At 57.0% G+C, this 10,793-nt stretch carries 9 protein-coding genes; 4 read left to right on the plus strand and 5 right to left on the minus strand.

Going from position 1 to position 10,793, the window contains the following annotated elements; all coding sequences use genetic code 11:
- Window positions 1-302 precede the first annotated feature (302 nt).
- The 4 genes from yhhA to J7E24_RS09410 are packed head-to-tail and all read left to right on the plus strand — an operon-like array spanning window position 303 to window position 3,057.
- Window positions 303-485, plus strand: a complete 183-nt coding sequence (gene yhhA, locus J7E24_RS09395) for a YhhA family cyclophane-containing RiPP (RefSeq protein WP_215137446.1) — start codon at window positions 303-305, stop codon at window positions 483-485.
- A complete protein-coding gene (gene yhhB / locus J7E24_RS09400) occupies window positions 475-1,629 on the plus strand; it encodes a cyclophane-forming radical SAM/SPASM peptide maturase YhhB (RefSeq protein ID WP_215137448.1) in 1,155 nt (384 codons plus the stop codon). The genes yhhA and yhhB overlap by 11 nt, the downstream gene beginning before the upstream one ends.
- Entirely contained in the window at window positions 1,616-2,200 is a 585-nt protein-coding gene (yhhC, locus tag J7E24_RS09405; protein WP_215137450.1) for a cyclophane-containing peptide 2OG-Fe(II) oxygenase YhhC, read from the plus strand. The genes yhhB and yhhC overlap by 14 nt, the downstream gene beginning before the upstream one ends.
- A 56-nt stretch (window positions 2,201-2,256) precedes the next feature.
- Complete coding sequence (locus tag J7E24_RS09410; RefSeq protein WP_215137452.1) at window positions 2,257-3,057, plus strand: aKG-HExxH-type peptide beta-hydroxylase; 801 nt, start codon at window positions 2,257-2,259, stop codon at window positions 3,055-3,057.
- Here J7E24_RS09410 and J7E24_RS09415 read toward each other — a convergent pair.
- The 5 genes from J7E24_RS09415 to J7E24_RS09435 all read right to left on the minus strand — a co-directional run bounded on the left by J7E24_RS09415 (window position 3,037) and on the right by J7E24_RS09435 (window position 10,482).
- The gene (locus tag J7E24_RS09415; RefSeq protein WP_215137454.1) at window positions 3,037-3,819 is read right to left on the minus strand and encodes a hypothetical protein; all 783 of its coding nucleotides are present in this window, start codon (window positions 3,817-3,819) and stop codon (window positions 3,037-3,039) included. The two genes, J7E24_RS09410 and J7E24_RS09415, sit on opposite strands and share 21 nt — an antisense overlap.
- Window positions 3,816-5,195 (minus strand): AAA family ATPase, encoded by a 1,380-nt coding sequence (locus tag J7E24_RS09420; protein ID WP_215137456.1) that lies wholly within the window; start codon window positions 5,193-5,195, stop codon window positions 3,816-3,818. The genes J7E24_RS09415 and J7E24_RS09420 overlap by 4 nt, the downstream gene beginning before the upstream one ends.
- A 161-nt stretch (window positions 5,196-5,356) precedes the next feature.
- Window positions 5,357-6,226, minus strand: a complete 870-nt coding sequence (locus tag J7E24_RS09425; RefSeq protein WP_215137462.1) for an IS3 family transposase — start codon at window positions 6,224-6,226, stop codon at window positions 5,357-5,359.
- The gene (locus J7E24_RS09430) at window positions 6,223-6,525 is read right to left on the minus strand and encodes a transposase (protein WP_215137458.1); all 303 of its coding nucleotides are present in this window, start codon (window positions 6,523-6,525) and stop codon (window positions 6,223-6,225) included. Before J7E24_RS09430 ends, J7E24_RS09425 begins: the two co-directional genes overlap by 4 nt.
- Window positions 6,526-6,615: 90 nt before the next feature.
- Complete coding sequence (locus J7E24_RS09435) at window positions 6,616-10,482, minus strand: PIN domain-containing protein (protein WP_215137460.1); 3,867 nt, start codon at window positions 10,480-10,482, stop codon at window positions 6,616-6,618.
- Window positions 10,483-10,793: the final 311 nt, after the last annotated feature.

The following is a 10,793-nucleotide window of genomic DNA, read 5'->3' on the forward strand; positions in this document are numbered from 1 at the left end:
AACTAATGCGGAGAACCGCATTGCCCTTGTGGATCGCTTGCATTCTTCGCTCTATTTTCGAAAATAGATCTTACCTAAATTAGCTTCATCCGCAAATGAATGTTACTAACATAATAATCTGATAATCATTTTTTAAAGTTTCATTAAAAACTCTTCGATATTCAAGAGATGGTTGGTGAGACAAGAAATTACCCTATGATTTTATAGGGTTAATATATTGAATTACAGATTCTTATGATTGTTAAAAATTGCTCCTATTTTCTTGCTTACCTTTACCCCCTTACGCCACCTTTCATTACACCATGGAACACAATGCTTTTGCAAAGAATGAACCCGGTATGCGGCAACTGGATACGCTGGTTGTGGAGCCCGCCAAAATGCCGAACGCTTTGTTGGAGCGATTAATTAGGGAGGTTAAAACCGAGGCGCAATCGAACGTGTTGGCGTACAACCGCACGCACAACCGGCACAACCGTGGTCGATAAAGTAACTGAGCTGACAGGCTTGGATACGGTGCTCATCAAGGTGGCAAGTCGTTGCAATATAAACTGCAGCTACTGCTACGTGTACAACATGGGCGACGACAACTGGGCTCGTCAGTCGAAGTTTATGACGGCTGAAACCGAAGACGCGGTGTGCGCTTCTTTGGGAGAATTGGTTGCCCACCAGCAAACCGCTTTCAGCGTGGTGCTGCACGGTGGGGAGCCCCTGTTGTTGGGCGAGCACCGGCTGAAGAATTTTCTTGGTAAGCTGCGTAACGTTTTGCCGCCCTGCTACCCTATAAGCCTACAAACGAATGGCATCCTCATCACAGATGTCCTGTTGGATACCTGTGCCTTGCATCAGGTAAGCGTCGCGGTTAGTTTGGATGGCCCCGCCCACGTGCATGACAAGTTCCGGGTTACGCACGGTGGAGCGGGCACGTTCGATCAGGTCATCGCCGGCTTAACCACATTACAGCAACACCCTGCGGCTACCTTTCTGAACGCTGGGCTTCTGGCCGTTATTGACCCTGACTCGAATCCAGCGGAGATATACCACTTCTTCAAAAGCCTGAACGCCCCCAGCGTTGACTTTTTGTACAAAGATGGCAACCATACCAACCTTCCCGTAGGCAAAGCAACGGTGAATTCTTTGGAGTACGGCACTTGGATGACGGGCTTGTTGCAAACATACATAGCTGACCCTGCCCCACTGCCCATTCGCGTGTTGGATGATATGTTAAAAGTGCTGCTCGGTGGAGCCGTGTCCAAAGAAGGCATGGGGCTTACTGACTTTGGCATTCTGATCATCGACACCGATGGCACGTACATGAAGAACGATACGCTGAAGAGTTCTTACAACGGAGCAGATAAGTTTCCGCAGGCGGTGAACGTTAAGCAAAAGACTGCCATTGACTTCCTGCAATCAAGCGCTTTCGAAGAATACCGCGCCCTGCAACGGCCTACCAGCGCCAAATGCCTAGGGTGCCCAGAACTGAATGTGTGCGGGGGAGGCATGATCTTACACCGCTGGCGCAGAAAGAACGGGTTTCATAACGAGTCGGTGTACTGCGCGGACCAACTTCACCTAATCGCGAGCATGCGGCATGCCCTGAGCGAATATAATTTGAGCCATGCCTACTGCTGAAGGAATTAACTTTTCGAATAGTACCGTCGAGCAGCAACCGTTTCCCTACTTTTGCGCAACGGCCGTTTTCTCTACTGCGCTGGAAAAGCGCTTGCTCAACTGGCTACAGATTACGGAAAATTGGGCCCTAACCAAGACCGATTTCTACGAGCAGTACGAATTCAGTTTGTTTGATACTCTGCTGCCGGCTGATCTGGCGTGCTTGATTGGGGAGGAAATGGTGCGCTCCATTCAGGTACAGTTGAAAGCGGCATTTGCCACCGGGGTGCTAACCCTCGTGGATGCTACCATCCACAAACTCATCGACGGCCAGCGGATCGGGGTGCACAATGACTTCATTGGGTCCGAGGAAAGCCACCGGCTGATTATACAGATCAACGCCGACTGGCGCGAAGAGAACGGCGGGTACCTGCTGCTCTTTAATTCGGACCAGGCCGAGGACGTTAGCAAAGTTGTCCTGCCGGTGAGCAATTCGGCCTTCGGGTTCGAAATTTCGTCTCGTTCGCACCACGCCGTATCTACCGTCTACGCCTTCCCTCGTTACACGCTGGTGTATACTTTCAAGCAGTAAGAGCCCCTGTGAATCTACGTGCGCGCAGCCTCGCTTACCTTGACTCGCCCTTCGCCGTGTGCGACAAAGGGTTGGCCGCTGAACTGGCCCAGGCGGGCTGGGTTACTTTAGCTCACAAGACCAGCATTACCGCCGCGGAGTACAGCATTGCCAACTGCTTGGAAGGGCGTGGATCCATTCCTGCCCATCGCCAGCGCTTGGCCAGTATTAGAACCGAGCAAGTGTGGCTAGAACACCCGGACTTCCAGCGCCTGCAGGCGTTTTACGAAGCGCACGGCTTGGAGCCACTAGAGCCGAGTGCACTGGAAGAAAACCAAGTGCTCGGCAAAGTTCAGCATGCCCTGGCCCTGCTCAACCGCGCAGAAGATGCCTACGCGGCGGTTGGCCAACTGGTCAGGTCCATCCAGATACTGCAGCAACCGCATCCGGAAATTGACACCAGCTACAGCCACCCAGATATCCCCTTTTCCATTTTTGTGTCGGTTTGTGAGGACGCTTCCCTCCCGTCTTCGTTGCGGGTGGCCGAATCAATTCTGCACGAGGCGATGCACTTGCAGTTGACCTTACTGGAGAACCACTTGCCAATGGTAGACCCGGCAAGTACGGCGCTGTATTTTTCGCCCTGGCGGGACGAAGACCGGCCCGTCCGGGGAATTCTGCACGGCATGTATGTATTCCGGGCCATTCATGATTTCTACGCCGTGCTAGCTACCGGACAGCCTTGCCCTCCCGAAACAAGAGAGTTTATTGCCCATCGAATAGAAAGCATCCGCAGTGAACTGGATTCACTGCGGTATTTTCCCCAGATTCCCGACTTGACGGCAGCAGGCAGAAGTTTAGCTGCCAATTTGATCTAGTATGGCGCGGGGAAACAAGGCTAAGTAGTCCGCCGCGGCGGCGGAGAATTCAGCACGCGGGTTCCGGCATTCCGTGAGAAAAGCGAGCGCTCTCTGAACCACCGCCGCAGAGTTATCGGCCTTGGTGGCCAGGACGACCACGTAAAAGTCAATGTCACTGATCAACTTCTTTCGCTTCTCGTTCAGCCCGTCCCGATCCAAGCCACAGATGCTGATCGTCCGGCGCCCGTAGTCGCTCACGCCCCGCACAAACTCGGAATCAAAGACTATATGATCGCGGGGATCTTTGGGGCCAACCGGATCAAGCAAATACGGGTCTTCCTGTGCTTCATCGTCATGATGCGATCGGGCCCGGGTAGCTTCGCCCACTAAGGGAAACAGGTTGCCCTTAATCGTGTTGCAAGGTCCGCATACGAAATACAGATTGCGCCACGCGTACCCCAGCCAATAATAGCCGGGTTTACGCAGATCTTCGCTTTTGTCCAGGAGTTGGAATCCCGCTTTCGGGCGGTAGTGTTCAACGGCCCCATATTCGTCCTTTTGTTCCTTTTCGCAAAAACAGCATTTCGAGTGCTGGGCTGTTTTTAGCGTCTTTTTGATGGTGGAATAATTATAGATCGACGGCTTGATAGTAAACTCTTTGGTGTTGCGGATGTACGCTTGCGGATCGGCATCGTAGTCTTGCCGGTTGCGATTGTCGGCTGCTTGGCCCGTCCGGCGCAGGGTAACGGGTACGGCAGTCGGCTTAGTAACGAGGATCATAGCGCGATGTTGACCTGGTTGTTTTTGATTCGTTGGGCCAAGTCCGAAATAAGCTTTCTGTTTTCTATTTCCTCTGGCGTCTCCCCGGCTGGCAGTTCCGTTAGTTGCATCGTTACGCGCTGCAGTTCTTCTTCTTCCTGCTTAGTACGCTTTCTCTTGTTAGCCAAAGTGGTCCGCTTGGCTTGCAGGGTATCATATTCTGGCCCTCGGGAAGACTTAAGGCCGAAAAACTCGCTGGTTAGTATCTGGTCGACTCGCCACCCGTCGACAACTTCTGGCTCGTTGACAATCCGCACGTTTCCTCCCTCAAATTTGAGAATGGCATGGTTGGCATCCAACGCAGATTGAACCATCAGGGGACTGTGGGCCGTGGCAATGAACTGGATGTTTGGAAAGTGCTTGGACAAACTGTCCATGATTTTCTGCTGCCACACAGGGTGCAAATGCAAGTCAATCTCGTCAATCAACACAATGCCGGGCGCCAGTAAGGGATTGGCCATCTTGGTGTGATGGTGATTGAATAAGCGCCAAGCTAGGTCGATCGTCCAGGAGGTAACCGTTTTGTAACCAAGGCTAAAGTCACTAAAAGGGATCTTTTTCCCGTGTTTGGTATTAACCAAAACCCCTCCTTCGGTATCGTTACTCAGCACCTTGGGAGGCGTAATCTCAATGTCCTTGATGGTCTCAAAGTCCGGCAACAAGGTCACCAGCATGGACTTTACCTGGTCGATAAAGGAATTGTATTTCTTTATCTCTTTTAGGGAGCTTGCTCCTAAGGCGGCATAATTGAGCTTGTGCAAGATTTCTTCCGCATCGTACAACTCCGTTTTTTCTTGAATGAAGTTGGGGATGGAGTCCTCTAATTTGGGGTTGTTTAGATTCAGCTTTCCCAGTTGCCGAGAAGCACTGTACGCATAAATAGCCACCTCTTCATCGTAAAATACGCTGCCCGTCTCAGCGTGTAATTTGGGATCCACGACCTCCAGCTTGCCTTCGCTGTCCAGTCCAATCGTTATTCTGGTCTCGCAGGTAATCGGCGACTTGGGCGGCTTCTTGTTAACTTGCTGGTTCGCAACAAACACGGCCCGGACGTGAGCCGTCTGCTTTTTGTCAGGACTTCGGTGCACCAAGTGCTCCAATACTTCGTTTTCTTCGTCGTTGATCAGCGGCGCAGAACGTCTCTGAGACACGCCGTCATAAGCCGGTTTCATCCAGGCGATGAATTGTAGCAAAGTGGACTTGCCGATACCATTGTCGCCGAGAATCAGCGTCCATTGCGGCAGGGTTCCATCGGCTTTGGTAAGCTGAAGCTCAACTCCTTCAACGAAGGTTTTGATATTCTTTAGCTCGATTTTTTGGATATAAAGAGGTGTCATGATCATGAACTGAAAGGCGAAGGGAAACTACGGGTCTTCTTTACCAGAGGTAAGCTGCGGCGTATCGCTAGTAGTTACTACGCCAAACGCAACGTTTTCGGCCGGGCATCGCTACTTCCGCCTAAAGGGAATGGGGTGGTCCAGTAAAAACGGACAGTGCGCTAAGATAGGTTGAGTTTTAAGTCGCGTTCAAATTGGTGGGGCGAACGGTAGCCGAGGGTAGAGTGGCGGCGGTCCAAATTGAAGTAGGTGTCGAGGTAGTAGGCGACCTCCAGGCGGGCCTCTTCGAGATTGGCAAAGGCGGTGCCGTGGGGCAGCAGTTCGGTTTTGAGCGTGCTCCAGCCGGCCTCGGCCTGGGCGTTATCGTACGGATTACCCGGCCGGCTGAAGCTGGATAGTGCGCCGGCCTGTTCGATGCGGGCCCGGCAAGCGGCGCTGGTGTACTGGCTGCCGCGGTCGGCGTGGATAATCAGGCCCGGCGCGGGCTGGCGCAGCGTCAGGGCTTGCTCCAGCGCATGCAGAACGAGCTCGGTGGGCATCTGCGCGGCCAAGTGCCAGCCCACGACCCAGCGCGAACAGGTATCGCGCCACGTGGCCAGATAGCACCAGCGCCCGCCCACCAGGGGCAAATAGGTGATGTCGCCCACCCATACCTGGTCGGGGGCAGTGGGGGCGGGTTGACCGAGTAGCCGGTTCTCAGCCACCACGGCGGCCGGGTCGGCCACCGTCGTGCGGGGGCGCTGTGGACGGGTGCTCAGCGCCCGCAGCCCGTTGCGGTGCAGCCAGGAGCGGAGCGCGTAGCGACCCACGGCATGGCCTTCGGCACGTAATTCGGCCCGCAACCGCCGGGTGCCGTAGCGGCGAGCATGGCGCGTAAACGCCGCCTGCGCTACTGGCTGCCAGGCCGCAGCCGGTTGGGCAGGACGCTGTTGCCACTGATAATAACCGGCTGTACTGACGGCCAACAAACGGCACAACAACTGCACGGGCCAGGGCTCAGTGCAGGCTTGAATGAACTGGTAGCGGCTCATGAATGAGGCGGTTGCGCAAAAATGGTCACGACTTTTTTTAAAATATCGCGCTCCATTTCCACGCGCTTGAGCGTGGCCCGCAGCTGCTTGATTTCCTCGCGCTCGGCGCTGCTGGGCACGGCCTGGTCCAGCGCTTGGCGCTGCCAGCGTCCGAGTAAAGCGGGCGAAATACCTTGGGCGCGGGCTACGTCTGTTTGCCGGGCACCGGCGGCCACTTGGCGCACACATTCGGCTTTGAAAGCGGGTGTATATTTCTTGCGCGTGGCGGGCAGGCCGCCAGGATTCAGTTTTTCAGTCATGGGCAGTGGAAGGTAAGACTTCTCACTGTCCGTTTTGGCTAGACCACCTCATAGTATGGCAACCGTGCGTACCTAATTAATCTAGCGGTGTCACTGCTCTTCCGCCGCCGCCCGCGCCGCCTTCACCACCTGCCAGGCCTGCTCCAAGTCGGTGAGCACCGCGCGCATCGGCTCTGGCAGCAGCTGAAACCGGACGCTGAGCAGTTGCTGCATCAGTGATTTAAATTGAGCGTTCAAAGGCGTGTGCGTGAGACAAGCAGTGAGGATGGTCGCGGCGGCCCGGCTTTTTTGGGCGGGCAAAAGCGTGCCCATCAAGTAAATGTCGCGCAACAGCGTTGCGATGTCAGCCATAGTGCCTGGCTCACTTATCATCTGTCGGGGCAGGCTTTTCAGGCCCTGCAGGGCGCGGCCCGTAAACTGCCCGCCCGCCTGGGTGAACTCCCGCAGCAGTGTCGTGCCGCTCAGCGTCAGGCCCACGTAGTGCAAGTCGAGCAGCTTGGGGACGATGACCGTCTCAAACTCATCGGGGTATAAGGCTGCCAAAAACACTTCGGTGCTGACGACGTTGCCCGGCCGGAAAGAAAACTGGAAAAACGCCGCGTCATCGGACACGACCATGGCCCCGGCCGGCGCGGCCAGGAAAGCGGTGTCCAGCAGGCACTGCAGGCGCCCTTCAGCGTCGCTTTCCCGTTGTTTAAGCTCGCGCACAATGTCTAACTTCTCGGTCACGATGCGCGTGAGGCAATGTGCTTTTATCCACTCCAGCAACTCGGTGAGGTAGGCAATGTGCCGCTCGTGGGAGCCGGGAGCATACAAGTGCGGCCGCACGTGCTTGCCGACAATCTCCACCGACATTTCGACTGGCGGCGAGCGCTGCAGCTCCTGCAGCTTTTGCTCTAACAGCTCCACGATGTGCAGGGAAATTCCTAGCTGAACCTTGGGCCTGAGGGCCAATTCCTTGTCCAGTTGGTGCAGCAGCGGGAGCGAAGTCCAGTCCAGGATAAACAGTCGCGCGGCATCTACTTCTGCCTGGGCAAACACCGAGCGCGGCGGCACCACCAGCCCCGGTGCGTCGGGCCACTGCTGCGCCGTAAGCACGTGGTAGGCTTCCAGGCCGTTGTTGTCGAAAACCGCGGCCGTGAGGGCCGTAAAAGTTAACTCGCCGTTCTCGTACTCGGCGAAGAGCTGGCGGTGGTGCAGCTGCCGGGCCGCCCCTTCGGCACCCACGGCCTCGCTGAGCGCGGCGAACAGCTGCTCGATTTGGCCTTCGCCGGCCTCGAACTGCTCGAAGGGCAATTCGGGATTGCCCCCCTTGGCCTCTTCCAGAATCTCGCGCAGCAGCCCCGTGTAAAGGTCGTCTATTGCCAGAATCTCAATCGTAACGTTGCGCCCGGTGGCGGGGTGCTGCATCACATATTTTTTGCCCTGTGCCTTGTCCAGCAACTCTTCGGCCCAGTCGCTGAGGCCCTCGTGCAGCGTTTCCGCCGTCAGGGCCACGCGCCGCTGGGGTACTCCGTTCACGCTGTAGCTGACCGTAGTATCGAGGGCCGCGCGGTCAAACTCGGGGAGTGGCGAGCTGGGGTGATTGCGTCCCAGTAGCAGCTGCGCGTATTTCCCGCGGGCCACCATATCGTTGCGCTTACTGGCCAGCGGGTACAACAACCGCTGAACCCAGTCCGGTCGGCCCAAGGCAGCAGCCAGCCCGGCCACTTGAAAGAGTTGCGGCCGGCGTAATACCGCCGGGCTGAGCACTAGCTGTTCCACTTCCGTGAGCAGCTCGTCGGTGCGCTTGAGCTTATGGAGTGCCAGCAGCTTAGCGCCAATCAGGCCGGAGGTGTCGGTCAGGTGGCCGGTGGCGGCGGCCACCACTTCGAGCACCCGCTCCCAATCCAGCAGCAGCTCGGCCAGTTGAATCTCCCAGATGCAGAACTCGCCGTAAACGCCGTAGCGCAGCCGCCAGGCCCGCAGGTCCTCTCGCAGCTCCGCGCTGTTGCTCCGGCGCTGGTACTGGTTGTTGAGCCGCAGCCACTCGGTCCCCTGGTCCAGGGTCTGGGGGTAGCCGGGCCAGGCTTCTAAAACCGCAGCCGCCCGGTCGTAATCCTTCAACTCGTGGTAGAGGGAGGCGACTGTCTGGCGGTACACGGTGGGCGTGTCGGGCAAGAGCAACTCGTGGGCTTGACCGAGCAAGTCCTGCGCCTCGTCGTGCCGCGCCGGGTCAGCGGCCAGCGCGTATGCCCGTAGTGTCAGGGCGGGCAAGCCTGACGCTAGTTGCTGGCGCTGCTCTCGTTCCTCTACAAATTCCAGGCGCTCGGCCGCCGACTCGCAGTGTTCTAAGTAAATGAGGGCCCGCTGAAAGGTGAAGTCGTCTATTTGCGGCAGCTCGTTCAGGTGCCGCCCGAGGGCTTCCCGCGCTTCGGCTCTAGGCCGCTGCAAGCGGCGCAGGGCGGTGTAGCGAATAAAGCTCAACTCGGGAGTCTGACTTGTGTCAATCAGGTCCAGCATCTCCAGGGCCGCTTCGTACTCGCCGGCCTGGTAGAGGGTGAAAACAAGCTGGTGCCCGTACTGCTGCCGTTGCTCGGCCGGCAAGGCTGGAAAACGGCGGCGTAGCTCCGCATAGTCGGCCAGGTCGCCGGTTAGCAACCATCCCGTCACGCCCCGCACAAAGAAGTGGTGGGTTAGCAGTAGGGACTTTTCCGTGAACTGAAGCAGGTCGGTGTAATGCTTGAGCACCTGATAGGCAGCCCGCAGGTCGGCGTCGTCTAAGCGGGTCGGCGGCTCGTCCAGCACAAACACGGGGGAGAGCCGCCGCAAGATTCGTTCGATGACAAACAGGGCCAGCGTGGTCTGGTAGCGGCGGTTGCCTTCGGTCAGCTGCGCGCTCGGCCGGTAAGGCGTCATATCGGCCTGCAGAAATTTGGCCGCCAAGTCCTTTTCCGGCGCCGCGTCGGGCAGTAGCAGGAGCAAGGCCGTGAGCTTGAACCGCTCGTCCTGCGCAATCAGAACGGGCACTGCCTGCAAATTGCGGTCGAATTCTTCTGGGGCGCTAAGGGCCAAGCGCACGGCCGCCGCCACCGGGTTCAACGGGTCGCGTTGCTCGATTTCCGCGGCTACAGCCAGGGCGGCGGCGGGCTGCTTTTGGTTGGCGTAGGCGCGGGCGGCCTCTTCGGCATACTTGACCTGGGCGGTTTGCAGCCGGTAGGCTTGCAGGAAAGCGCGGTCGGCCTCGTTGACTTCGCCTGACTCCTGGTGGGCGCGGCCCAGTAGGAAGTACAGGCGGGCCTGAAGCGAGGCGTCGGCGGGCGATTGTCGGGCCACCACTTGCTCTACGGTACGCAACTGGCGCTGGGCCGTAACGGGCTTATAGCTGGCCAAGTCGTCGCGCTCAATCGTGTCGAGCAGGGAATGCACCATGCCCACGCTCTGGGCATCAGGCCGTGCCAGCAGTTCGCCGGTTTGCGTCAGCAGCTCGTTGAGCTGCTCCGTGGCTGATTGGGCGAATCGGAAAGCTACCGCCTTGTAGTTCTCCTCAATAAACCGTTTCTCCAACTCGGCATCTGCCTTCATGGCCGTCCGCAAGCGCCCCGAAAACTCCGCCAACTCATCCGCCGTGGGCAGTACCAGGCGTGGCAACGCCGGAAAGCTCTCCGGGGTGAGCGGTGGCTCCTGCTCGAAGAGCGCATAGGTCAGCGCTATTTGCCACAAGTAATTGGTTTGAAAGAAATAGATGTGCCGGTCGGCATCTTTCACGTCATATTCCGCCCGGTACTGCGCCAGTAGCTCCTCTATAATGGTGGCTAAGCGGTTCTTGTAGGTTGGCTTGGTGGTGAGCAGATTCTTAACGTACTCCGTGGCTTGTTTGCCCACCTCTTTCTGGCCCATCGAGATGGGGTTGAGGCCCACGGAGTCTAAGACCGTCCACGCAGTGGTAACGATGCCAGTCAGGGTTAGTGCTTCCATGCTGCGAAAGTACCTTTTGCCTAGCTGCTTCCCGCGGAGCTGTTACTAATTTTCTGCCAAACTGGTGAGTTGGAAATGGGGCTATTAAGCTGACCGGTTCAGAATAACATCTTGAAGAAGTTGTTGGTGAGCACGATGCGGGGTTTGACAGGTGCGAGATAGGCTATCCGTCGATATTGGGCAGTAGTCGATATTGGGCAGTAAATGAGGTGGTCTAGTTAAGCGAACTAGACCACCTCATTTACTGCCCATGCGACCGCCCGACAAACGCCTTCGGCACAATGAATGAGGTGGTCTAGCTAAGCTGAATT

The organism is Hymenobacter sp. ISL-91, assembly GCF_018613725.1.
In the GTDB taxonomy this organism is placed as follows: Bacteria; Bacteroidota; Bacteroidia; order Cytophagales; family Hymenobacteraceae; genus Hymenobacter.

What these genes read in the sequence shown, in the direction of transcription:
- J7E24_RS09430 (WP_215137458.1), bottom strand. Translation starts at nt 6,525, where the DNA reads ATGACTGAAAAACTGAATCCTGGCGGCCTGCCCGCCACGCGCAAGAAA.
- J7E24_RS09420 (WP_215137456.1), bottom strand. Translation starts at nt 5,195, where the DNA reads ATGACACCTCTTTATATCCAAAAAATCGAGCTAAAGAATATCAAAACC.
- yhhA (WP_215137446.1), top strand. Translation starts at nt 303, where the DNA reads ATGGAACACAATGCTTTTGCAAAGAATGAACCCGGTATGCGGCAACTG.
- J7E24_RS09435 (WP_215137460.1), bottom strand. Translation starts at nt 10,482, where the DNA reads ATGGAAGCACTAACCCTGACTGGCATCGTTACCACTGCGTGGACGGTC.
- yhhC (WP_215137450.1), top strand. Translation starts at nt 1,616, where the DNA reads ATGCCTACTGCTGAAGGAATTAACTTTTCGAATAGTACCGTCGAGCAG.
- J7E24_RS09415 (WP_215137454.1), bottom strand. Translation starts at nt 3,819, where the DNA reads ATGATCCTCGTTACTAAGCCGACTGCCGTACCCGTTACCCTGCGCCGG.
- J7E24_RS09425 (WP_215137462.1), bottom strand. Translation starts at nt 6,226, where the DNA reads ATGAGCCGCTACCAGTTCATTCAAGCCTGCACTGAGCCCTGGCCCGTG.